The sequence below is a fragment of the Chitinophaga sp. XS-30 genome (genome assembly GCF_008086345.1).
Taxonomy (GTDB): Bacteria; Bacteroidota; Bacteroidia; order Chitinophagales; family Chitinophagaceae; genus Chitinophaga.
The window spans coordinates 5363281-5389616 of record NZ_CP043006.1 but is presented as its reverse complement, the minus strand read 5'-3'; the positions used below and the strand labels follow the sequence as shown (position 1 = coordinate 5389616).

At 48.9% G+C, this 26336-nt stretch carries 10 protein-coding genes; all 10 read left to right on the top strand.

Annotation, left to right across the window (positions count from 1 at the left end; genetic code table 11):
• The 10 genes from FW415_RS21595 (at position 1) to FW415_RS21550 (ending at position 26328) form a co-directional block, all read left to right on the top strand.
• Entirely contained in the window at positions 1 to 6525 is a 6525-nt protein-coding gene (locus tag FW415_RS21595) for a hypothetical protein (RefSeq protein ID WP_148389160.1), read from the top strand.
• On the top strand, positions 6420 to 8507 hold the full coding sequence (locus tag FW415_RS25460) for an RHS repeat domain-containing protein (protein WP_148390037.1): 2088 nt from the start codon (positions 6420 to 6422) through the stop codon (positions 8505 to 8507). The genes FW415_RS21595 and FW415_RS25460 overlap by 106 nt, the downstream gene beginning before the upstream one ends.
• On the top strand, positions 8507 to 9019 hold the full coding sequence (locus FW415_RS21585) for a hypothetical protein (RefSeq protein WP_148389158.1): 513 nt from the start codon (positions 8507 to 8509) through the stop codon (positions 9017 to 9019). Before FW415_RS25460 ends, FW415_RS21585 begins: the two co-directional genes overlap by 1 nt.
• A 339-nt stretch (positions 9020 to 9358) precedes the next feature.
• Positions 9359 to 9754 carry a DUF5071 domain-containing protein gene (locus FW415_RS21580; protein WP_148389156.1) on the top strand — a complete coding sequence of 132 codons (396 nt, stop codon included), beginning with the start codon at positions 9359 to 9361 and terminating at the stop codon, positions 9752 to 9754.
• A 455-nt stretch (positions 9755 to 10209) separates the two neighbouring features.
• Complete coding sequence (locus tag FW415_RS21575; RefSeq protein WP_148389154.1) at positions 10210 to 11805, top strand: hypothetical protein; 1596 nt, start codon at positions 10210 to 10212, stop codon at positions 11803 to 11805.
• A 294-nt stretch (positions 11806 to 12099) separates the two neighbouring features.
• Complete coding sequence (locus tag FW415_RS21570; RefSeq protein ID WP_148389152.1) at positions 12100 to 15363, top strand: tail fiber domain-containing protein; 3264 nt, start codon at positions 12100 to 12102, stop codon at positions 15361 to 15363.
• A gap of 15 nt (positions 15364 to 15378) precedes the next feature.
• On the top strand, positions 15379 to 18417 hold the full coding sequence (locus tag FW415_RS21565; RefSeq protein ID WP_148389149.1) for a tail fiber domain-containing protein: 3039 nt from the start codon (positions 15379 to 15381) through the stop codon (positions 18415 to 18417).
• 12 nt (positions 18418 to 18429) lie between these two features.
• Positions 18430 to 21831 carry a tail fiber domain-containing protein gene (locus FW415_RS25215; RefSeq protein WP_210420767.1) on the top strand — a complete coding sequence of 1134 codons (3402 nt, stop codon included), beginning with the start codon at positions 18430 to 18432 and terminating at the stop codon, positions 21829 to 21831.
• A 16-nt stretch (positions 21832 to 21847) separates the two neighbouring features.
• On the top strand, positions 21848 to 25747 hold the full coding sequence (locus tag FW415_RS21555; protein WP_148389147.1) for a pyocin knob domain-containing protein: 3900 nt from the start codon (positions 21848 to 21850) through the stop codon (positions 25745 to 25747).
• Positions 25744 to 26328 (top strand): hypothetical protein, encoded by a 585-nt coding sequence (locus FW415_RS21550; RefSeq protein WP_148389145.1) that lies wholly within the window; start codon positions 25744 to 25746, stop codon positions 26326 to 26328. The genes FW415_RS21555 and FW415_RS21550 overlap by 4 nt, the downstream gene beginning before the upstream one ends.
• The last annotated feature ends 8 nt before the right edge of the window (positions 26329 to 26336 follow it).

Below are 26336 nucleotides of genomic sequence, written 5' to 3'. Positions count from 1 at the left end.
ATGAAACCTTATTTGCTGAAACTGACAGGTAGAATATTAATGCTTGTCCTGCTGCTCTTCATCACAGGCAGAAGCCAGGCCCAGACGGCCCCGGGGATTGTATTGAAGAAGGTGCTGGATGGCGCAGAAGGTCAACTGGTACAGGATTCATCCATCCTGGTACAGGATAGTATTTACTTTAATGCGGCACTTGGCAACAAGCTGGATACGCCCTATAAGGTCAGAAACATCATTACGTTCAAGATCAACGAATATTCCAGCCATTTTTTGCCAGATACATTCAGCGCGATAGCCAATGTTCGCATATACTATACCCGGCCGGACCTGGTGGTGGATTCTGTGGATCAGCAGCTGAGCATCAGGTATGATACGGCAAATGCATATGCCGTCCGGAGCAGTTTTGTGTTCAATAATTCGCACAGGGTGGAAGTAAAGGTGCTGGAATTGACCAACACCGCCGGTTATGACGTATTGCCCGTGCTGATGCTGGAGAACGAAATGGAGGTGCATCCGGTTTATAAACTTTTATGTACGGAGGATGCAGTGAAGTCAATTTCGTCTGACAATCCGCCTGTAACGGATACAACGGATGAGATCATGGTAAGCTGGCCTGTTACGGTGGGGGCGAATGTGTACGATCTGGAATGGGCGTACATTGATTCATCCGTACTGACCGATCACCGGTATGGCAATCCCCTGAACCCGGAACTGGTATTTGTGAATAATACCACTCGTGTGACCATTACCGGGAACAGCTACGCAATACCCCTGCTGTATGATAATGGGGGCGTGTTATACTTCCGTGTGAGAGCGGTTCAGGAGAAGGAGGGTTTCGTCAGGACGGAAACCGCCTGGAGTTCGGAGTTTCCCGGCGGGCTGGGTATTTACGGTTTTTGCGGCCACGAGCGGAATCTCAATTGGCAATCCTCCATCACTTTCGCGGAAGACGGCAAACGGAAAGTAGTGGTACAATACTTCGATGGAAGCCTGCGTAGCCGGCAGACCGTAACGAAGGATAACAGCACCAACACCACCGTAGTTGCAGAGTCTTTTTACGATTATCAGGGCCGCCCCGTTATTCAGGTATTGCCGGCCCCAACGCTTGACAATGTATTGAAATACACCGCTAACCTCAATCCGGCGATCAACGGAGCGGAATACGACAAGAGCAATTACGATGAGATCAATACTGAAGCCGAGTATCTGACAGCCAGTGCCAAACCGATGAGTACGGTATCTGGCGCGAATCGATACTATTCACCTTCCAATCCTGACAAGAATACCAGTATTCACCAGTTCATCCCTGATGCGGAAGGGCACGCCTTTGCGGAAACACAATATACGCAGGACAATACCGGGCGGATAGCCCGGCAGGGGGGAGTTGGGCCTGCTTTTCAACTGGGGACGAATCATGAAACAAAATATTATTATTCAACACCTTCACAGGAAGACCTTGATGCGCTATTTGGAACGGAAGCTGGCCTGAGCAGCCATTATTTCAAGAATATGGTCAGCGATGCCAATGGTCAGCATTCGGTATCGTATCTGGACATGCATGGCCGCACCATAGCAACAGCGCTTGTGGGCTCGCCTTCCGGCGCGGAATTGGAAGATCTGCCGGGCAAGGAGGTGATTACCGTGACAGACAGTCTTTCAGGCGCCGGCAAGAATATTATCCGAGATCTTAAGATCTCCAATCATACATCCCATCTTGTTACGGAGGACGGTTACTACAATTTCAGGTATCAGCTGACGCCGCCCGTGCTGCAGAAGCCTGATTGTGATAATAATATTATATGCTACAAGGGCTTGTATGACCTGCAGATCAGGATTACGGACGATGCCTATAACCTGCGCCTTGGCGGGGAACCTTTCGATACTGTGCTGCGTAACTATGACGCAGGGGAGATACTGCCGGGTTGCGAAGCTCCTGAACCGATCACGCTGGAGTTTGACATCTACCTGGAAAAAGGAAGTTACGAGATCACCAAAACGCTGACGATCAGTAAACAGGGAATGGATTTCTATAGGGATAGCATCTTCCTGCAATCCAATGTTTGCGTGACACTCGAACAAATGATCGAGGAACAACGCCAGCTGCAGCATACAACGGACTGTTTCCCCGATTGCCAGAGCTGCCTGGACAGTATCGGCTCCTTCACGGATTTCCGGGAAAGTTATGTGCTGAATGCCGGATACGAGCTGGCGGATACCGCTGTCTACAGCGGAGAAGCTTGGTCGGCTTACCGGAAAGCAGTTGCCAGCTGTGATGATATTTGCGGTATAGCATCCGAGGCCGATGATATCAGGTTGCTGATGCTGGCAGATGTCAGCAGCCCTTCCGGCCAGTATGCCACTGTAAGTGACAGTGCCAGTAAATTCTCCATTTTTTATCATCCGGATGAGAATACTCTGCGGCCTTACCAGCGGGACAGTGTGACGTACCTTGATGATGCCGGCCGGCCAGACCTTGTTTTTAACGAATACATCAATGCTTATGTAACGCCGCAGCAATTGACGCCGGCTCAGTTTGCCGAAAAGTTCAAAGCATCCTGGGCGGAAGCATTGTTAAAATTCCATCCGGAGTATTGTAAACTGCTGGAATTGGAGAAGTTCCGCGACAACACTTTTTGGGCAAGGGATTTTGCAAAAATAGATACTTATGAGGAGGCCAAACTGGCAGGATATCTGAACCCTACAGCGCTTCCAGGTTTGCCGTTCCCCGCCGGAGCCGATCCGCTGGCAGTTGATTATGCAACTCAGCTTAACGGAAAGCTGCAGCACTATAAAGCGAACCTTTCCATATGGAGCCTGGCTACGATATTAACAAAATGTCCATCCGGGGACGAGGCATGTCAGGCGCTATACAATACGCCTACAACCTCCTTCGATGAGGCCACCATGTGCGAAGGTGACCTGAATATGGCCTGGCGCACTTTCCGGCAGTTTTACCTGGATATCAGAAAAGAGTTGATAGATGCGCAGGTGTCTGCCGTCAATTGCGGTGCCAGCCTGCAACAGGTTTTATCTGACGGGAAGTTTTCCCATTTCAACAATGCCGCAAACTTATTGGAAGAAAATGGCCTTGGCGGATTGACAGGAGATAACCAGAGCGAGGAAGATGTACAGGCAATAGCCGATGCATCCATGAACCAGGCCTACGCAGACAACTGCAAAGCCTATGTGCAGTTATGGGTACAACAGCTTGCCCCTTGCAAGTACGATTCCGCAGCCTTATACGGCATTATTATTCCGCGGCTGGAAATGGTGTGCCGTGAGGGGGCAGACAGGGACCATCCCCGTGGCGCCAGAACGGTAAAGCCATCCAGCATATACACCTACAGAAGTTTTGAGGATGTGCTGAATGAGTATAATGCACAACATGGCATCACTGATCCCCTGGAGTGTAATGCTCAGCTGATCACCGCTCCCAAAGCATATGGCATGGAGCCGGTGTATGGTGACAAACCGAGTTATACGAAGCCGGACGATTGCGAATGCGGCAAACTCGGAGACCTTAACCGGGAGTATGAAGCCATGAAGCAGCCGGAAGATGCCAATCTGTCTGCCTACCTGCTGCGGACCCGGAAAGTAAGCATATCTCAATCCGATCTGAATGCGCTGCTGGATGCCTGCAGCCTGCCCGGTACAGACGGGTGTAATTTCCTTCCCAGGCCAATTACTATTCCCGCGCTGATCCAGTGCCTGACAGCTCCTGCCTGTGCGAGTTGCGAAGAAATAGGCAGTTACTACACCTCATTTACAGCCGCTTACCCGGGCATAACCCCTTCATTGGTGGATATTGACAGCGTTCAGCAGAAGAAAAACGAGCTGTTCGCCAGTTATATGAATAGCCGCCTGGGCTTTGGAAAGCAGGCGTGGGAGTATATACAGTTCATGGATAGCTGTGCCGCAGGGCCGCAACAAGGCGGTACGGTCGTTTGCCGGCCAGGTGGGGATTTGTCGAAACAGCTGGTCAATACCTATTCAAATGGGGGAACTGATAACATTACAGATATACAACGCACGGCAGACAACGGCTATGTTCTGGCTGGTTCAACAAGTGGCTCCGGTAGCGGAGGTAGGGACGGTTATTTGATCAAGACCGATAAGAACGGTTTGTTTTTATGGTCTAAAACCTATGGCGCCGAGCAGGACGATGAATTTGTGCGGTTGAAGCGTACTTCAGATGGTGGGTTCATCGCCGTTGGCCATACTTTTTCCTACTGTTATGACAGGGGGGCGATACTGGTAGTAAAACTGGATGCTAATGGGAACGTGAGCTGGAACAAAGTCATTGATTTCGGGGGAGTATATGGGGGACGTGGGACGGATGTTATCCAGCTGGTAGACGGCAGGTATGCATTTGCAGGACTGCGGACGTTGACGAATATTCCTGTGGACTGGGTGACAGGTGTGCTGGACGGTGAAGGAGAGCTGGTCTGGATGCGTCAGACAGGTTCCGCAGCTGCTCGTAAGGGGGGCAGCTTGCTGGAAAGTAGTGATACGCTGATGGCAGCAACGGCTATTACAGATGGCGGCAATTACGACGTGGCAGTGATGAAACTGGACAAGCACACCGGTGATCTTATTGATATTGTTCAGTATGATCTGGAAGGCCGTGACAATATATCCGGCGGTATATTGAAAACATCCACCGGATACAAGCTCGCCGTTGTGAGCCTGGCCGATGGCGCAAATCCATACGGGAATGGGGTATTAATGGATGTTGATCAATCCGGTGATATCGTTGCCGCGCAAAAGGTATCAAGTCCCGGTAATATCACTCCCGAATCCTGGACGATCAGTCCCGCGCTCGACGGGGGATATTACGCGTCTCAATCAACGCAGGATGTTTTCTGGCATAAGCTGAGAGCAGATAACTCTATTGAATGGTCGAGGCAGGTGCGGACAACCGGAACAGACCGCTTATTCCGCATTTTGCAGCAACCGGATGGCAGCCTTGCCGGGGCTGGTTTGTATAATGGCCAGTCATCCATGTTGATGCTAGCCAACATCCTGGGTAAAACCGGATGTAACGATACCATGGTAACAATGACTGGAACGGATATCATGACCGCCAGCATCCGGAAAACAACTGCCCCTCAGTTGAGCATTATGCTGTCGAGCAACAGCATCAGTACGGTAAACCTGGTGGAACTGGCGAGCAATCCGGAAAGGACAGCACTGAATTGCCCGGGGCTGGATAGTTGTTACCTCGTCAGCAACGGGCCGTTGTTATGCGGAAATGCCGCACCGGTATTCGCTGCTGTAGATCTGAATGACGTCAGTGCATGTGCTGACAGTACCTTCTTTGCCGTAAGCGCGGGTAAAACGCTGTATAACCTGTATGTTGATTCCGTCAAGAACGATTTTGACGTAGCCTACATGCAGATGGCTTTGCAGGCTGCCTCCATGGAGCAGTTCTCCATGACCTATCAATCCAGCGAATATCATTACACGCTATATTATTACGATCAGGTCGGAAACCTTGTCAAAACCGTTCCTCCCGCTGGTGTGATAAAAAGAAGAGAAAAATCATGGACGGATAGCGTGGCCCTTGCCCGCGCCGGAGCAGAGCAACTGACGCCTCCGCATACCATGGCTACCAACTACCGTTACAATACGCTTAACCAGGTAATTGCGCAAAAAACACCGGATGCCGGTGAGAGCCGTTTCTGGTACGACAGATTAGGCAGACTGGTGGCATCGCAGAACGCGAAGCAGATACTGGACAATCATTATAGCTACACAACGTATGATGACCTGGGCAGGATCACAGAAGTAGGGGAGATCACCAGCAACACAGCCATGAATGACCAGATCAGCCGGAAAGCAGTGGATCTGGCGGCATGGATCACCAATGCTTCCGGCAGCAAAACGCAGATCACCAAAACGGTGTACGACCTGCCCCATGCGCCGTTCGATGGCCTGGTATGGTATGCGAAGAACCTGCGGAACAGGGTTTCCTGGTCAGCCGTTTACAATACCGCAGCCGATATGAACAGCGGTAACCGGGCTTCAGGCTCTTTCTACAGCTATGATATTCATGGGAACGTGAAAACGCTGGTACAGGATTATAATCCCGGTACAGCCTCGAATGCAGCGAACAGGTTTAAAAAGATCGAATATGTTTATGACCTGATCAGTGGAAAGGTGAATATGGTGAGCTATCAGCCCGGCCAGGCCGATGCGTTTTATCATCGCTATCAATATGATGCGGAGAACCGCATTACGAATGTGGAGACCAGCAGGGATAGCGTGTATTGGGAAAATGATGCTTACTATCAATATTATAAGCATGGCCCCCTGGCGAGGATGGTACTTGGGCAACAGCAGGTGCAGGGCGTTGACTATGCCTACAACCTGCAGGGTTGGCTGAAAGGCGTGAACAGTACGGCGGTTCTTCCGGTTTTGATATGGGTGGTGACGGCGCTGCCGGTGGTATCACCGCGAGGGACGCTTTCGGGTTTGCATTGCATTATTTTGGAAATGAGGATTATAAAGCGATCAATAACACGGTAAATCCGTTTGCAGCTATCAGCGGAGCCAACAAGCCGTTGTATAACGGGAATATATCCGCCATGTCTGTGAACGTTCCGAAAGTAGGTGATCCAATGCTGTATCAGTACAGTTATGATGTATTGAACCGCCTGAAGGGCATGAATGCAGAGCATGGATTGAATGCCGCCTCAAATACATGGACGCCCATTTCAGTCGATGATTTTAAAGAGCGCGTGACGTATGATCCTAACGGTAATATCCTCACCTATCACCGGAACGGTAACAACACCTGGGCGGGAAAGCCGTCTGCGATGGACAAGCTCACGTATCATTACAATGCCGGTACAAATAAGCTGAACTGGGTGCATGATTCGGTGCCCGCGGGGAATTACGATGTGGATATTGACGAACAGGAGGCCGGGAATTATGCCTATGACGCCATCGGCAACCTGATCAGCGACAGCAAGGACAGCTTGCTGAGCATCGAATGGACGGTGTACGGGAAGATCAAACGTATTACGAAGGCGAATGGCACGGTGATCGATTATACCTATGATGCATCCGGAAACCGGCTGAGCAAACAGGTAAATGATGTGGAAACGCGGTACATCCGTGATGCTACCGGTAATGTGATGAGCATATACGTTAGCGGGGATGCCGCGCTGAACGGCGGAGACCTGACGCAGCGGGAAGTGCATCTGTATGGAAGCAGTCGCCTCGGTATTATGGATGTGGCGCTGAATGTGGAGAATCCGGGGCTTGTGCCTGCTTATAATTTGGGCAACCTTGGAACCGGATTAGGTGCTAACTTTACGAGAGGGAAGAAGTTCTTTGAGTTGGGGAACCATTTGGGGAATGTGATGGCAACGGTGCGGGATAGCAAGGAAGCGGTTTCGGATGGTGGTAGTCTGGTGGATTACTATGTGGCGAAGATCGTTTCGGCGCAGGATTATTATCCGTTCGGGATGTTGATGGTGGGGAGGGGTTTTGATGTTGGGGGGTATAGGTATGGTTTTAATGGGCAAGAGAAATCGGATGAAATAAAGGGCGAAGGGAATAGTTATACAGCTGAGTTTTGGGAGTATGATCCGAGAACGGGCAGGCGGCTGAACGTGGATATAGTAGCTAAACCATATGAAAGTTCCTACTTGGCCTTCGGTGGTAACCCAATGTTGAATATTGATCCGAGTGGTGCGGATACTATTAGAATTACTAATACTAGTTATAGAAAGGTCTTTCGTTCATTAGGTGGAGGCTTAGATGGACATCCCAAGACAAAGATTCCTGATATAGTTTCTAACTATGGAAATATCGATATAACCCAGTCGGAAGGAGAGGACGTTTGGGAGATTACAAATAGAAATATTCTAATTGATGAAAATGAAATGGTTCATGAAACTAGTAAAACCTATACTTTGTTGTTAAATAATCCTGCCACCATGTATCGAAGTGGCGGACATAATATGCCTGGCTACGTTGATGATAGATATGCACTTGCAGCAAATTCGCCTGCTTGGTTATTGGAGGATTATGCGAAGGAAAGCAAAGATATAGGCGTTATGAGTGCAGCGGCTTATCAAAAAAGTATGCCTTTTGTTTCGAGCTTAAATAGTATTATGAATACGGCGTACACAGTAACTGGGGCTTATGCGATCGGGAGATTTGCTCTTTCAAAGGCGATTACCTCGGGTGTAGCCTTTAGCGCTAACGGAGGCTATGGCCTTTTTGGTCGTGGAGGTTTGAGTGTCGGTGGGTATAAGATGGAAGCTATGTACGCTAATCCTGCTGCAGGTGAAGGAGCGGGAACCCTTCTGTCAATTAAACAGTCAAAAAGAGGAGGTGCACTATTCAGGTGGGACTATGGAAAATTGCATACAACAGGCAAGCTTGGGTATCATTCTACTATCAGATTTCATTGGAAAGGTATACAATACGGAAACACATCGCAACGAAATTGGTATCCGTCTTCTTTTATGGCACCGTTCTTTAAACCAATTAGATAATGATTAAGTTACATTTTTACGAAGACGATAAAGATATATGCTCGATAAAGGGTATAGGTGATAGTAGCCCTGGTCATGACTATCTCCTAGTATTATTAAGATTTTTTCTAGAAAATAGCAAAGATGGTTTTGTGGTTGCTCGTAGGAATAATTTTGACTTAACGAGTTTGATGCAAAAAATTCAAATTGAAAAGCTGTTGTGCGAGATTGATTGTTTACAATATAGTGATGATCAATTTGAACTTAGTTTTACTTTTCATGCTGAAAAAAGAAGAGAGGAATTGGTCTATTTGTTGGAAAGAATCTGGTTTTCTTATGAGCAGCCTGTGTTTTGTTTTTACGAAGCCGGGATAAATGGTGATCGAAATGATGTGGATTTTCGTTTAATTGAAAAGCTTTCATGGAAGCAGATTATAAGTCATTATAATGGATTTGTTTTTTTTAGAAGCGCTGAAGATGACGTCTTATGGATAGGCAAATCTCAGAGTCAATTTTTTAATTTACCAGCGTAAGGGACGGCTCTTGATCGGTATAGGAAAATATTTGAATACGCGGACGATTTACTTTTCCGAGCTATTCCGAAGATAACAGTAAAATAGAAATATCATGAACTTGAGTAGAGAAGTGGGGCGAAAGTGTAATACGGGCGAGGCAAAAATGGTGTGGGTTTTTATCGATATTAGCTAATTGATTTGTTTTCATTGTCTTTTTTAGATGAGAGACATACATTTAATTTGCGATAGTAGTTATTTTGATTTGAGTATCGAACTAATTGTAAATATGTAGTCAATTTTAAAGTCCGACGCAGTTGAAGCCTTAGAAAACACCTCCAATACCCAAACCGTAATCATATGAATCAAATAAATTTTATTCCAAGATATAAAGATGATCATGTTGCTATGCAACATTTACAAGAAGCTGCCTGGGATGAGTTAATACCTCATGTAGATATTTTGTTAGAGTGGCTGCAAGATTTTAATTGGCCAGATGCAAGGGCTATTGCTGAAAAGCTGTCTGCGCATACAAATAGTATAAAGGGGAATATTATTAAGGTTTTAAGAAGCAATGATGGGTTATGGAAATATTGGTGTATTAACCAATTAATATATCATTCTAAAGAGTTCATAATAGATCAGGATTTGGTTTTAGAGTTGCAAAGAATTATTGACAATCCTTCAAAAGAGGATAAGTTAGAAGGTGTTGACGAAATAGCGCAGGAAACAATCGAAAGGTGGAGGTCAGTTTAAATTATCTGCCAATAAAACAAGAAGCGGAGTTGAAAGAGCTATGCTTCTTGCTGCCTGCCCACTTGATCAGCGACTTTGTGAGCCGATAGTCTTGAAGAGAATGAAACAGGCTATGTTGACACACAAGATGGAGTTGTGTATGACCGCCCTTTAGAGTATGTGCACATTATCCACGAATCTTTACGGCAGGGCCGTTTCGACCGCAATCTATGACTCGGAGGGGACATTTGATAATGCTAAAGCTATTGACTTTACTATGTCGGTGAAGTTAAAAAAAGGGACATGATCTGGCAGTCGTGCAGGGGGCTGATTACACGCCCTCACTAAACAGGTATGCGGCGCTCAAACTGGAAGTCAGGGGCCACCGGAAGAAAGTGAAAGTAGTGTGGCTCCAGCCGTCATAGCTTCATGGGAGCACAATGAACTATTTATTGTTATACCAACATTATAATTAAATGAAAACTGTATTTTTCGCCATTGCCGGTTTATTGTTGACCAATTTTTGTTTCGCCCAGCACGTTTACCAGATCCGTGCAGACAGCGTCCGCATCTACAACGTCTGCGACACCGCGGAACTGATTCTGGAGAATCATACCCAGGACACCCTGGGCTTTTTATTTAACAAGGGTAAAGGCCGTACTGAGTTCAGAAAGATGCAGCTGTCAACCATCGGTAGTGACGCTATTGCAATTCTTGGGCAGGATACACTGAATTTAAAGACGATCCTTGATAATTTCCAATCTCCAAGAGTTACACATACAGATGGGAGGGCAATCAGAATAACAGATGTAAATGTTATTACCAGATCAGGATGGTATTATCTGCCATCTACGTCCCCGGACGCCCCGGTTGTATCTCAAAGTGCTTACCGCAATAACGTATATTTTTATGCATCCAGAGAATACGATTCTGTTGGAATGACAGACATGATGGTGGGTAGTGGAGTAAGCTGGCACCTAGACGGTCTGAATCCTCAACATATCACGCCCGTTCATTTTGTTTTTAATCCGGCCATAGAACCTTTTGATTCATCTCATTGGAAAACCATCGTTGTGGATGGTGGAACTTCCCAGGACTTGCAATCTGTTACTGATAAAGGTAACATAACAGATGATCAAATACTATCCTCTGATGGTGGTGTCACAAATAGATTTGGATATGGGACTACCGCTGCTGAGATCGGCTCAACCAGTAATCATGGATTGAAGTTTTTTACAAACAATTTGGAGCGTGGGAGTTTTTCAGCCGGTGGGCGGCTCCTTCTCGGAACAGTTACTGATGACGCAGCGGCCCGGCTGGTGATGAATGGAGGCATATCAATGTTCAGATCACCGAACGCAGCGGCATGGAGCATTAAGAATTTGGCGGGACTGCGCCGCTGGGAATGGATTATAGAAGGTTTTGAGCCGGGTTCAGGCAACCACGGATATGGATTAACCCTGTCATATTATGATGATGCGGGGAACCTTCTTGGTGACGCTTTTTCAGTAGATCGTGCGACCGGGTTTATGAGAGTTGGAGAAGGTATCACTGCAACTGAAAAATTTCAAGTAAATGGCAATATACGAGGAACTGGAACCTTGCAGATCGCAGGAACCGCAACGGGCGCTCCGGCACTCGAATCAAATCAATATATCACGAGAGGGCAGCTCACGGATTCGCTGGATAGCCGGATTTCAGGAAGTGCCGCATCGCCATCCTTTTTATTTGAGCAGGTTTATTACGAAAGTGACCCGATTCCGGATAGTTATGTATTCACTGGAACAAAAAATGAGGAATTTGTAAACTTTATTGGGACAACCTCTGTTGCCTCCATAACATTGGATATAACAAACTGCCTTACTCCTGGACAAAAAATGTACGTCATGTACCATGGATGGGGATCGAATAGTCCTTTGAATGTGATTTGTCCACCAGGGGTTGCTGTTTCCGGAATGCCCTCTGAAATCTCACCAACAGGGCAGATGCTCGGTATCCTTTGCTGTGGTTTTGATAGGAACGGGTTTTTCACGTATGTCTGCTTTTCAAATAACAAATCTGCTACCCCCTAATCAGATGGCATTATGAATAAAGTAAGAAAATCTATTATAAAGCAATTTGGGCTGTACTACCAATTCAAAATTTTTGGACTGAACCTGAATGCGCTCCGCTGCACCAGGATCATGGCGCTGTATTTCCTTGCAATGGCCTGTGTCATAATATGCAATTGGTAGACAGTGCAGGTCAAATTCGCATTATAGCATTGTTATTTCGGTGCAAAAGAAAATCTAGAAGAATTAAATAAAATTAAACCTGAATTATCCGTTTACCTAATGAAAGTGATTGTCAGAATATTATTTCTTCTGTTGCTTACCCAACAAACCTACGCCCAGCACGTCTACCAGATCCGAGCAGACAGTGTCCGCATCTACAACGTCTGCGATACCGCGGAGCTGATCATCGAAAACCGTACCCGTGGGGTGAATGGATTCCTATACAACAAAGGCAACGGCCGTACAGAATTCCGCCGTCTCCGTCTGGAGAGCATCGGCGGCAGCCAGATCGCGATTTCCGGTCAGGATACCCTTGATATCAGCACGCTTCCCGGAATAGGAGGTATCGATACTATTTACCGCTCAGGCGATAACGTACTGTATGTAAAAAAGGGCGTCCAGCATACCATCTACGCCCCGCTTCCATCATTCAAAGCTATCCCGCAGGGCGTATCTTATGCAGTGGGAGAATACCCCGCCAGCCGTATTTCCGGCTTCAATGCATACAGTTCCCCCGACATGCCTGTGATATCCGATCAGGCTTTGACAAATCCCACTTCAGGATACAATTATTATGCTGGGCATGTGGCATGGAACGGCTCTGCCGGTTACCAGATGGCCGTAAACTGGGATGGGGAGCTTACCGGCCCTAAAGGTGTTTTTATCCGTAATAAGGACGATACCAAAACCACCTGGGGCGCCTGGCGGGAACTGGTTTTCAAGGATTATGCCGATGGGAAGTACTGGCACTCCGCCAATCACGCCTCCGGCACCGCCTTCTCCCCGGTACTAACCGGCGCCAACGTCCCTGCCAGTTTCACCAGCAATGCCAGCGGTCATGTTACCGGTTTTACCACAAGAGCACTAACAGCCGGGGACATTTCCGCGGCTCCCGCAACAGGCTCAAACAGCTATATCCAGAACCAGATTGCATCGGTACAGACGGCGAATGCGGTGATCAGCGGAACCTACACGATCAGAAGAGATGGTAATAATGCTTACAGCAACGGCTTTCAATTGACCAACGCCGCCGCAAATCGCGGCGCGAATATCCAGTTGACGGGTGACGCTACCCCGGGCCTGGCTTTTTGGCTTACCAACAGCGCAGGCACCTGGAATAGAAGGATGGCGATTGCGGAGAACGGAGAAATCTCCGTGAGCAACATCCCGGCATGGGGAACAGCTGCCGCACGGTTTTTAACGGTGGACGGGCAGATCATCAAAAGCAGAACGGCCGCACAGGTTTTATCAGATATCGGCGCTGCTCCGGCTACCGGAAGCGGCAATTATATCCGTAACGGAAGTGGCTCCGAACAGGCGGGAGGGTCTTTCTGGGTGCAGGGCATAGGCTGGGCAAGTGATGGGTTGATCGTAAGAAAGGATGGCTCAAACGCTATTGTGACCGGGTTGGGCTTGCGTAACAATGCCGGAACCCGCGGGGTCAACTTTCAAATGAATGGGGATGCCAACCCGGGTCTTTCCACCTGGCTGCATAATGGCACGACATGGGTGAAATATATGGAATTGCTGGCTTCCGGACGGATGCTGCTGAATGGCGCGGTGGACGATGGCGGCAGTGCGCTGCTGGTAGGTGGACAGATCCGGTCGGGTTCAGGATCGATAGGTAACGCCCGCCTTGTGCCGGGTACGGGAACGCAGGCCGGATATCTGGCATTATACAATGGATCGAACACCAGGCTCGGTTATATCGGGTACGACAATACCAACATATCTTATGCGGCGGAAGGCAGTGCGGCCCATCGGTTCCTTACAGCGAATGTGGAGAGAATGCAGATTTCTTCTACCGGCGTGGGTATTGACGGCGTATTGACACAACAAAGAAATGCCCTGAATGCGTCCAATGATGCGGGGATACAATTATGGAACAGTCTCGGCGGCAGTAATTTATATCCTGATCCGGAGTTCCGGCTTGGGAATAATAGCCTGTTTGTGTATAATAATGCCGGGGGCAGCGCAGTGCAATTGTTCAGGGAAAACGCGGTTTCAGAGGCGGTGCCGAATTATTCCGGCTATTACCTGAGAATACAAATACGGCCGGGCACTTCGAATGGCACTACGCCCGGTTTGGGGGGTGTTACGAGTGCCATGGGCACTGCGGTTAACCAGGTATATGTCACCCGGATCAGGGCGAAAATTCCCTCCGGATATTCCCTGCAGGTCGCCGCCAATGCTTTCGGAACAGGTCAGGAAGCGGTCTGGCTGACAGACAGGGCCGGTAACGGCAAATGGAAGGACTATATGGTGATGTGGCGCGCCGGTAGCGGTGGCACGTTCTCAACGGTAAACTACTTTTATATTGAAGGTACGGCGGCTAACATCGATGTGTATGTTGCTTATTTCGATACAAAAAACACCAATGCCGCTCATTGGACAGACAATGTTGCCGTAAATCACAGTACCGGCCGGCCGACAAATATCTACCTGAATACAGAAAATACATATTTAGGCCAGGGGACTAATTATGGGGCAAGGATTGGAACAACCCACGGCTATATAGACATCGGCCCACAAAACACCATATGGGCGCATTTCACCACCGACCGGGACAGGTTCTATTTCAACAAAGAATTGGTAGGCACTACGCAGATCGGTGTGTACAATGGCGGAACTACGCCCACTACTTTCATGCAGCAAAACGAAATGCGCGTAAATGACAACGTTGTCTGGCATGCCGGTAACATCAATTTTGCCACAAAAGGCGCCAACATCGGTTTGAAAACTGAAGCGAACGGTTACCTGGGTATTGAAAACTGGATCAGGATAATTGACGGGACGGGCTTTTTTACATCTTCCGGGAAATATTTTTATAACAATGCCCCAGGCAGTTGGGCCATGCGAAGCGGCACCGGTCTGGCTGCTTCCTGGCTGGAGCTGCAGACAGGAGAGGGAACGAATCGCGGAGGACTGTACGCCAATAGCGCTAACGATGTTGGTATTGTGAATGCCAATGGCAGCGGATGGCGTTTGCGGACAGATGCGAGCGGTAATGCTTATGTAACCGGACAGGTACAGGCTACATCGTTTTATCAGTCTTCCCTTCGCAGCCTGAAGAAAAGCATTCTTCCCTTCAACACCTCTGCTTTGTCGATATTAAGCAACGCGCAGGTGAGAACATTCCAGTTCAAAGCGGATACCACCGGCAAAATGAACATCGGGTTTATTGCGGATGAAGTGCCGGAGGAGATGTCTACTCCCGGAAGGACGGGCGTGGATCAGGCGAGCACTGTTGCATTATTGGTGAAGTCGGTACAAGAACTGAATGAGGAGAATAAAGCATTGAAGGAAGAAGTGCAGGAATTGAAAGCCATGATGAAGAAAGCTTTAAACGAAAAATAATAATTCCCTTGCCTAATGAAAAAGCTCATCAGGGTACTGTTTTTACTTTTGCTTGGTCAGCAGGCCTATGCTCAACACATCTATCAAATCCGCGCAGATAGCGTCCGGATTTATAACGTATGTGATACGGCGGAATTGATCATTGAAAACCGTACCCGTGGCGTAAATGGTTTTCTGTATAATAAAAACAATGGCCGTACGGAGTTCCGCCGTCTCCGGCTGGAGAGTGTTGGCGGTAGCCAGATCGCAATATCCGGGCAGGATACGCTGGATATCGGGGCTCTTCCCGGAATAGGCGGCATAGACACCATATATCGCTCTGGTGATAATATCCTGTACCTGAAAAAAGGGACGCTGCATACCATTTATGCACCCCTGCCTGCCTTTAAGGAAATACCCAATGGAACATCTTATACAGTGGGGGATTTTCCGGCCAGTCGCATTACAGGTTTTAATGCTTATAGCTCCCCGGACATGCCTGCTGTCTCGGATCAGGCGCTGACCAACCCTGCATCGGGGAATAGTTATTATGCCGGACATGTAGTAAGGAACGGTTCCGCAGGTTACCAGATGGCAGTGAACTGGGACGGTGAGCTTACCGGTCCCAAAGGCGTTTTTATCCGTAATAAGGATGATACGCAAACTACTTGGGGCGCCTGGCGGGAACTGGTATTCAAGGATTATGCAGACGGAAAATATGCGGCTGTTTCTTCACTGCTGATCAGCGGACAGGCGCAGGTACATTGGAATAACATTACCAGCAGGCCCTTGTCTTTCCCCACTACCAGTGATCTTCAGGCGGTTACGGACAATGGCGCCGTTACCACCAATTCCATGGAAATAAATCCCTCCTCCGCCGCATTCCGGGCATTCTCAATAAAGCGGCTGGTAAACGGCGTTACGGCGTCAGCGCAGATCGCGAACAACAACAATACTTCCTTGTCCTGGACGCCGGATATTTCAGCTCCGCTGGCGACGTATCGGGTAGATATCGGAACCGGTACACTAAAATATTATAATAACGGTTCACATGTTGATATCTGGAGAAGCGATAACCACGTTGCAGGCAGTGCTTTTAATCCTGATCTTTCCGGCGCAAGGGTGCTGCAGGGAATAATGTCCAATGCGAGCGGGCATATCGTTGGTATAAATACCCGTGTGCTCACACCGGGGGATATTGGAGCGCCTATCACATCCAACATTTCACAGGGAGATTTCAATACCTCATACACGGCAATTGGTACTGCGTTTCAGGCGAATATTGTTGGCTTGTACAACGGCGGCTCCATACCGCTTAATTCGCCTAACAGCGCTTTGGCACTGGCGGGGGCTGTAATCAATGCCAAATATGATATTAACTATGGGTTTCAACTTGGGAATACCAGCTCAACGTCTAATTACCTGTTTTTCCGGGGGAGGGCTGGCGGTACTTTCGGCCCATGGGTACAATTGGCGGATCGCGATTGGGTGACAAGCAATTTTGCGGCGTCCGGGGGGGCAGGGAATTATATACAAAGTCAAAATGCATCAACACAATCGTCTTCTAACTTTTGGATTAGCGGAGAAGGCCGTTCCAGTGGGCAGTTCAGGGTTCAGAAAAACGGTTTGAACATATTGTCTGGTTCTTTTTTGCTCAGTAATTCCGATCTGTCAAGGGGTGCTAATATTCAACTCAACGGAGATACCAATCCCGGCCTCGCAACCTGGATACACAACGGCAGCACATGGGTTAAAAGATTTGAATTATTTGCAACCGGCACTTTTCATTTTCCAAACATAATGGCGGGGAATGGGTCGGAAATAACTCTGGCGGCCCCTCACTTGCGGCTAGGGGGCAATGTTGCACAAAAATTGTCTTTCGATAGAGAAGGAGCAATATATATTAAGGCCAATGGGACAGCTGGATATTTCAACTTCATAACTGGAGGAGCTGCTGATTCAGAGGCAAGTTCGGCATTGACAATTGCGGCCAACAAAAATGCTACGTTCAGGGGCAAAACCCTCATGCCCGTACAATCAGGCATAATGGGCAACAATACCGGTGCGGCAAACCTGGCATACTTTTCCTTTTATGAGAATGATGGATCGACAAGGAAAGGTTATGTAGGTGATGGTGGTGTAGGGAATCAGGAGGTGCAGTTGGTTGCGGATGTGGATAATTTGTTGCTGCAATCCACGATTGCTGATATTAAGCTAAATGCAGTTGGTGAGGTTGTGCTGACTAATAACACGAAGAATCATTTGTCATTTAATACTGCAGGTATTGACGTTCCGGCATTTACAGCACGTAGTGCAGGTGCCAAAATAGTACTGTATCCTGAACTTACAGCCTCTGCCACTGATTATGCCATAGGAATTGAGAGCGGCTACCAGTGGTATAGCGTACCCCTTAATTCTACTATCCGGGGTTTCAAATGGTATGGCGGCACAACTGCAATTGCACGGCTGGACGGCACAGGGAACTTCAGCGCACGGTCTTTAACATCCAATAACGGAACGGTCAATTCATACCTCACTTATTCCGCTTCAGGGAATGCAGGTGTCGCCGGCACTTCCACGGCCCATCCTTTCGCCCTTTATACAAGCGGTATAGAAAGGATGCGGGCAAACACCGGGGGCAACATACTTATTGGCACAACCGTGGACAATTTCACGGATAAACTGCAGGTGAACGGGTCGGTGTCCGCAACAGGCAGCATGACGGCAACTTCTTTTTACCAGACTTCCCTGCGTGAACTAAAGATGAACATTCATCCTTTTACCGGCTCTGCTATTTCAATTCTTGCCCGTGCAGCAGTCAAAACATTCCAGTTCAAGGCAGACAGCACAGGAAAAACGAATATCGGGTTTATCGCGGACGAGGTGCCCGATGAAATCGCTATCCCCGAACGAAAAGGTGTGGATCAGGCGAGCATTGTTGCCTTACTGGTGAAATCCATCCAGGAACTGAAGCTGGAGAATGAAGCCTTGCGAAAGGATAATATGATGCTGCAGCAGCGGATGGAGGCATTTGAAGTCCGTATGGAAAAAATATTACGTCATCAGAATAAGTAGTTCTTGTACCCAATGAAAAAGCTTTTCAAGTTATTATTTGCACTGTTGCTGGGAAGTCCGGTGTATGCCCAACATGTTTACCAGATCCGTGCAGACAGTGTGCGCATTTACAACGTCTGCGATACCGCGGAGCTGATCATCGAAAACCGTACCCGCGGGGTAAATGGCTTTTTGTACAACAAGGGCAACGGCCGTACGGAGTTCCGCAGGTTGCAGCTGGAGAGCATCGGCGGTAGCCAGATCGCTATTTCCGGGCAGGATACGCTGGATATCAGTACACTGCCGGGGATCGGGGGCATTGATACGGTTTACCGTTCCGGGGATAATATTGTGTATGTAAAGAAGGGAATACCTTATACTGTATTTGCGCCATTGTCCACCAATGAAACGCTGCAAAGCGTTACCTCCCGCGGAGCCAGCACAACCCACAATATCCAGTTCAACAGTGCATCGGGGAATCCGTCCAATGGGCTTTTATGGTCTTATAATACGGATAGCTGGAAGATATTTGCAGAGTCGGCGCAGGATACGCCTGCCGGTAATCTGATCTTTGAATCAACAGACAACGGAACGGAAGGATGGATATTCCGGAGCAATGCGCCGAATGAACAAGGGGTGATGGATGTTTTATCACTGGGTCGTGACAAGTTCAATTACAAGGGTGGCGCAGTCTGGCATGCGGGGAACCATACTCCTGGTAGCGCATTTTCGCCTGTGCTGACGGGGGCGAATGTACCTGCGGGTTTTTCCAGTAATGCAAGCGGGCATGTGACGGGGTTTACGACAAGGGTGTTGACTGCTTCGGATATTGGGGCTGTTCCTGAAGTTCCGGTTGCCTATGCGTGGAATACCTATTTCGGAAACACGGCAGGCCGGTTTGTCGCCGTTGCCACAAATGCCCCGGTTACCGGAACGCATTACGGTTTGCATATTCCAGGTGATGGATTAAATGGAGCCCAGGTGGCGCTTAAGAGCGGCGCTATGTATTACCGTACACAGCATGAGGGGGCAATCAGTCCCTGGTTTCAGCTGGCTTCTCAAAACTGGGCAAACAGTACTTTTGCACCAATTGGCGGATCGGGGAATTATATACAGAATCAATTCTCAACCCCGCAAATTGGCAATCTATGGGTATCCGGTATCGCCCGTGCAAACAATAGATTTGATGTTGCTAAAGACGGCAGTAATACATATACCCCTGCATCATCACCACATGTCCTGTTTCAGAATAACGCAGGAAATAGAGGTGTCGGTTTCCAACTCAGCGGGGATACCAATCCCGGCCTCGCAACATGGATACACAACGGCAGCACATGGGTGAAGCGGCAGGAGTATTTTGCTAATGGTAGTGTTACGTTTGATGGTGTCTTGCGCCTTAACGGCGGGGAAAGCACGCTAAACCTATTTCGCAATTTGGCTACCGGCGGCGTTGCTACTGGTGGTGTACAGTTTAGCGCGCTTAATGCTTCATCAGCTGCCGTGCCTTATGCGCAAATGTGGGGAGTCATACTTGGTAATACGGCAGGTGTGGAAAACGGAGCATTGGATTTCAATACCCGTCAGGCTGGCCAGCTGACGAATAAAATGCGGATCAATCATCTGGGAAACGTCATGATCGGCAGTACAAACGACAACGGGCAGAAACTTCAGGTTAACGGCGGCGCTTTTGTCAGCGGCACAATGTATTCCAATGCGGCCGAAGGCATCAGGTTAATCAATAACGGGTCATATATCGCCTTCTACAATACAGGAAATACAGCCAGATCCGGTTTTGTGCAGATCAGCGCAGATGCCGCTACAAGGATATATACGGATGTACCTCAACCTATTCAGATCATTCCCGGTGGCGGGAATCCGGGAGCTACATTTAACACTGATAAATCGCTCACCCTGGGCAGCATACCGGCAAGCGGTACAACTGCTTCTTCTTTTCTGACGCATGTAAGTGGGAATATCCAGAGCAGGACCCCGGCACAGGTACTTTCGGATATTGGAGCCGCTCCGCTGTCAGGCAGCAGCAATTATATCAGTAATTCTTTCTCGGCTGCGCAGACGGCAAATGCATGGATTTCAGGAGTATTCAGATCAAATAACCAGTTTGAGAATAATTCGGCGCCGGCAACTGGAGGTTATCATTTGAGGAATGCATCAGGTGCACTGCGCTGGATTATAAGAGGCGGGACCAACGAAACAGGCAGTGGTAACATAGGATATGATTTTATTATTAACAGGCGTGCCGATGACGGTTCGCCATTACCCGATGCCCTCACCATATACAGAAGCACCGGAGCCGTTTACATCCCCGGCACATTGCGAATGGCAAACGGGTCTTTTACCGTAGGTACCGGCACAACCACCAACCAGTCCTTCATCCAGTTTATGCAGTCGGATCAGGTGACAAGAGACGGATATGTAGGCAATGCAGGCGGAACCGGCCGGAACATTTCGCTGTTGTCCGATAATGGCAGTTTGAATATCTCCGCCGCAAGCGGTACAAACAATATCAACCTGAATGCAGGTGGCTATATCAATCTTTCCAACGGCTCGAAAAATACATTGATCTATAGCACAGGGGGCGTTAATCCACCTGCTATGACAACCAGAAGTGCCGGAACAAAAGTAGTGTTGTACCCTTCTCTTTCCACTACGGCATTAGACTACGGCATGGGTATGGAAACGGCGAACATCTGGAACGCGGTGCCGCAGAATAGCACTACCTACGGTTTCAAGTGGTACGGCGGCACCACGGAAGTAGCCAGACTGGACGGCGTGGGCAATTTTGATATGAGAGGATTGTTAGCCATCGGAACAGCAGGCAGCGAACGGATGTCCTTCCGGCACAGCGCGCTGGCATTTAACCGAAACGTCAACAACGGTGCTATTTACACCAACACGGGCCATGCCTACCAGTTTACACATACTGCCAGTACCACTGCCGCCTCGGATTTCCTTGACCTGCAGGTGTACAATCCCTCCGGAGCGGGGGTGGCAGTTAAAGCCCTCTCCGTTAACGGCGCGGGGAATGTTAGCATGTCCGGCGCCCTGACCGTTACAGGCCAGGTGCATGCGGCATCGTTCTATCAAACCTCACTCAGAAGTCTGAAGTACGATATCCGTCCGTTTGCAGTATCCGCTTTATCGATATTGAAAGAAGCCCAGGTCAGGACCTTCCGCTTCAAGGCAGATACCACCGGGAAGGTGAATGTCGGGTTCATTGCGGATGAAGTACCGGAAGAGATCTCGATTCCGGGAAGGACCGGCGTGGATCAGGCCAGCACAGTAGCCCTGCTGGTGAGGTCCGTTCAGGAACTGGAGGCGCAAAACCAATTGCTGGGGCGGCAAAATCAGGAATTGGAACAGAAGGTAAAGCAACTGGAAGCGGTTGTTGAAAAGATATTGCAGGATAAAAAATAAATAATTCCCTTGCCCAATGAAGAAACTCATCAAGGTACTGTTTGTATTACTGCTTAGTCAGCAAGGCAATGCCCAGCACGTTTACCAGATCCGTGCGGACAGTGTGCGCATTTACAATGTCTGCGATACCGCGGAGCTGATCATCGAAAATCGTACCCGTGGGGTAAATGGCTTTTTATACAACAAAGGCAACGGCCGTACGGAATTCCGCCGTATTCGGCTGGAGAGCATCGGCGGCAGCCAGATCGCCATTTCCGGTCAGGATACCCTCGATATCAGCACACTTCCCGGAATAGGGAGTGTCGATACCATTTACCGCTCGGGAGATAACATACTGTATGTAAAAAGGGGCGTCCAGCATACTATCTACGCCCCGCTTCCATCATTCAAAGCTATCCCGCAGGGCGTATCTTACGCGGTGGGTGAGTACCCCGCCAGCCGAATCTCCGGTTTCAATGCATATAGTTCTCCGGATATGCCGGCAGTATCCGATCAGGCGCTGACCAATCCGGGATCGGGGAATAATTACTATGCAGGCCATGTAATATGGAACGGCTCCGCCGGTTACCAGATGGCTGTAAACTGGGATGGAGAACTTACCGGTCCCAAAGGTGTTTTTATCCGCAATAAGGACGATACGCAAACCACCTGGGGCGCTTGGAGGGAACTGGTTTTCAAGGATTATGCCGATGGGAAGTATTGGCACTCGGCCAACCATGCTTCCGGATCAGCCTTCTCCCCGGTACTCACAGGGGCGAATGTCCCGGCCAGCTTCACCAGCAACGCCAGCGGCCATGTTACCGGGTTTACCACAAGAACATTAACGCCATCGGATATTGGTGCGGCTTCCGCTGGCATTCCTTTGCAGATGGTTCTGGCGAATGGGAATACGGCAACAAATAATATTGTGTTAGGGGCAAACGGGAATCTCAACCAATACACTTATCAGGCAGTAAGAAATGTGAACGCAACCAACTATACAGCGTCATTTGGTGTAGCGGGAGGGGGGCTTCCCGGTGCGAGTTTCGCCTCAATGGATGGATCAGGTGCAAACAGTAAAATATTCTACCTTCCGTTCAACGGAACAGCTCCCAGGTACAGTCCGAATGGAGGGGTTAATACATACGATGTTTGGCACTCCAATAATCATGCAGCTGGTAATGCATTTAATCCTGATTTATCCGGCGCAAAAGTATTGGAGGGTATACAAAGTAATGCCAGCGGGCATATTGTTGGCATCAATACGAGAACGTTGACGACAGACGATCTGTCAGGAGTTAGCCGTATAGCTGCTACCACTAACCCTCCGTATATCAGTCCATATACCGCTGATCTGAACGATATCACCAATACGGCGATCTTGCATGTAGGCACGGCCACCAACAGGCCTACCGGGAATCCTGGCTTTTTGTCTGCCGCCGGCAACAGTTCCGCGGCGACTCAGGGGAAGTTCCAGATATTCCAGGATTATGTGGCGGAGGATAATGTATGGTACAGAAGAGGAGCGAATGATGGATCATGGGGTACGTGGTATCAGGTTGCATCCAGATCGTGGGTGAATAGTACTTTTAGTCCGGTCACGGGTTCAGGAAACTATATACAGAACCAGATATCAGTTGCCCAGGCCGCTAATGCCTGGATCACCGGGGGATTCCGTGCCAATGGTAGTGTAGGGGTCTGGCGGAATGGGAGCAATGGAATAATAAATGGACTGGAACTGAGGAATGCTGCTGGAACGCGGGGTGCAATATTTCAGTTGAATGGGGATACAAACCCTGGTCTCGCAACCTGGACACATAACGGTAGTGCATGGGTGAAAAACATGGAACTGACTGCCGGAGGAGGAATGTCTCTTTATCCCACATCAACAACCGAAGCACTGCGCATGGTGAACAATGCTGCCTTTGTATCCGGGTATAATGCAACCAACACCACAAGAACGGGATATTTGCAATTCAATGCCGCCACCAACAGTGCTCTGATGGTTGACATAAATCAGGCATTGAGGTTCGGTACCAATGGAACTGTGCGCATGGATATCGCCGCCGGTGGAAATGTGGGAATCGGCATAACGAATGCCGCCAACAAATTACAAATTGTCGGGGCAGGGACAATAGGGCTTGGTGTTTACAACTCCGAGGGGATCTCTTCAACATCAGGGGCTTTTGCCAGGTTTTATAACAACGGCATCCCTACGGCCGGTGATCAAAGACTTGGCGGTGTGCTGTTTGGCCCTTACTCCGGTGCCAGTGCATACACCGGCGCACAGATTGAAGCGAGGTCAGCCGCCGCCTGGACGGCAGGAGGCTCTCATCCTGCTTACCTTTCTTTCTTTGTTGGACAAGCGGGATCAACGGTATTGCTGGAAGGTGCCAGAATGAGTTCAACACTTATAAAGAACAATGTTAAAACCCTCGTACCCAATACTTCCGGGATAGCCGGATCAGGGACTGGAGTGGGAAATATGTCATGGATGGGCTTCTATGAGTCCAATGGCACAACGCGACAGGGATATGTAGGGATAGGCAGTGGATCTAACAATGGGATGTATGTATTGTCCGATGGAGGACCGGTGAACATAGGCGCAGCAGGATTGGTTACTGCTGTTTTTGCACCCGGTAAGTTGAGCCTTAGCAATACTACCAGTAACCATATACAGTTCAATAATGTAGGAGTTGCCGCCCCGTCTTTTACCACCCTCAGTGCAGGAACAAAGATCGTGATGTATCCTTCGCTAAGCACCACAGCAGTAGATTATGCGCAGGGTATGGAGTCTTCACATCAATGGTACAGCATTCCACAAAATGCCGCTAATTACGGCTTCAAATGGTACGGCGGCACAACCCAGATCGCACGCCTGGATGGTACCGGGATACTGACAGTCGAAGGACAACTGATATCCAAAGCATCCACCGGGTCGGAAGGGGTCAGGATTCAAAAAGATGATGGATATCTCTCGGTTTGGAATACAGCGAACAATGCGAGAACCGGTTTCATTCAATTCCGCCCGGCCGGCTCTGCCAGGATTTATACGGACGTGGCCCAGCCTATAGAATTGCTCCCGGGCGGTGGATTGCCAGCCGCAACATTTAATGTTGATAAGACGCTCAAACTAGGTAATATACCAGCCCTCGCTACCGCAGCATCAGCCTATCTTGTTTCCAACGCTGGTACGATCAGCAGCCGAACCCCCGTCCAAATGCTCTCCGACATCGGCGCAGCCCCCACCTCCGGCTCCGGTAATTACATCCAGAACCAGCTGTCCACCGCGCAATCTGCAAACGCCATGATAAACGGCATCTTCCGCTCCACCAACCAGATACAGATATACAAGAACGGAAGCAATGCTGTAGTGGATATGCTTGAGGTGAGAAATGCCGCAGGAAGCAGAGGTGTTAATTTCCAGATCAACGGCGACACCAATCCCGGCTTGGCTGTCTGGGTTACCAATGCCGCCGGTAGCTGGACTAAACGCATGGAAATCCTCGCAGATGGCAAAACGCTCATGAACGGCGCCACGAATGACGGCGCCAACACCCTCCAGGTAAACGGATCCATCGCATCAAACGCCAGCATCCTGGCTACTTCCTTTTATCAATCGTCTTTAAGAAGCCTCAAAAAGAACATTCTGCCATTTACAGCCTCGGCGTTGTCAATACTCGGCAGCGCCCAGGTCAGGACCTTCCAGTTCAAATCAGACAGCACAGGCAAAACCAATATCGGCTTCATTGCGGACGAGGTGCCGGATGAGATCGCCATTCCCGGTAGAAAGGGAGTGGATCAGGCCAGTACGGTGGCGCTACTGGTGAAGTCCGTACAGGAGTTGAACCAGCAGAATGAAGCATTGGAACAGAAAGTGAAAAATCTGGAAGCGCTCGTAGAAAAATTACTTGAACAAAAACAGGATGCAAAATGAGGATAGGGATAAAAATATTACAGATCACGTTAATGCTGCTGCTCAGGCAGTCAGCGGATGCCCAGAATCACCTGGTTACCCACAACTTTATCCGGCAAAAGGTAACGGAAGGGTATTTTACCCAAAAACCGGGCACTACCATACCGCAGGATAATTTCTGTATCAGTAAAACGGAGGCGGTCAACTGGCTTTACCTGGATGAAAGCTACCTGCCTTCTGATAACCGGATGCCCTGGTGGAGCGAGATCGTTCCGCTCCCCTCAGTCTCCCGGCAGGTGACCGTCTATAACCAATCCTGGGGTTGGGGAAGCTGTATTACCAGTGTTTCCGGCCTGCAGGGTTTTTCGTTGCCATATCAGTTGTGCCCGGGCGACCTGGAGGTCTATGGTTCCTATACCGGGTCTCCCACCTATATACAAGCGACCGTTAGCAATGCGCAATTTTACCGGTTTGTCATGATCGTTAATGGTGTGGAAGTGCAGGCTTACGACAATAATGAATGGGACAATTTGCCCCGCACGGTTTATTTTGAGGCTCACCACCTGTATAATGGAGGAGATGTATATTTATTGCTGGAGTAACGGGCGCG

Bases quoted from the DNA above. Each gene is read 5' to 3' on its own strand.
- FW415_RS21595 (WP_148389160.1), top strand. From the start codon at position 1: ATGAAACCTTATTTGCTGAAACTGACAGGTAGAATATTAATGCTTGTC.
- FW415_RS21565 (WP_148389149.1), top strand. From the start codon at position 15,379: ATGAAAAAGCTCATCAGGGTACTGTTTTTACTTTTGCTTGGTCAGCAG.
- FW415_RS21575 (WP_148389154.1), top strand. From the start codon at position 10,210: ATGAAAACTGTATTTTTCGCCATTGCCGGTTTATTGTTGACCAATTTT.
- FW415_RS21555 (WP_148389147.1), top strand. From the start codon at position 21,848: ATGAAGAAACTCATCAAGGTACTGTTTGTATTACTGCTTAGTCAGCAA.
- FW415_RS21585 (WP_148389158.1), top strand. From the start codon at position 8,507: ATGATTAAGTTACATTTTTACGAAGACGATAAAGATATATGCTCGATA.
- FW415_RS25215 (WP_210420767.1), top strand. From the start codon at position 18,430: ATGAAAAAGCTTTTCAAGTTATTATTTGCACTGTTGCTGGGAAGTCCG.
- FW415_RS21550 (WP_148389145.1), top strand. From the start codon at position 25,744: ATGAGGATAGGGATAAAAATATTACAGATCACGTTAATGCTGCTGCTC.
- FW415_RS21580 (WP_148389156.1), top strand. From the start codon at position 9,359: ATGAATCAAATAAATTTTATTCCAAGATATAAAGATGATCATGTTGCT.
- FW415_RS25460 (WP_148390037.1), top strand. From the start codon at position 6,420: ATGGGTGGTGACGGCGCTGCCGGTGGTATCACCGCGAGGGACGCTTTC.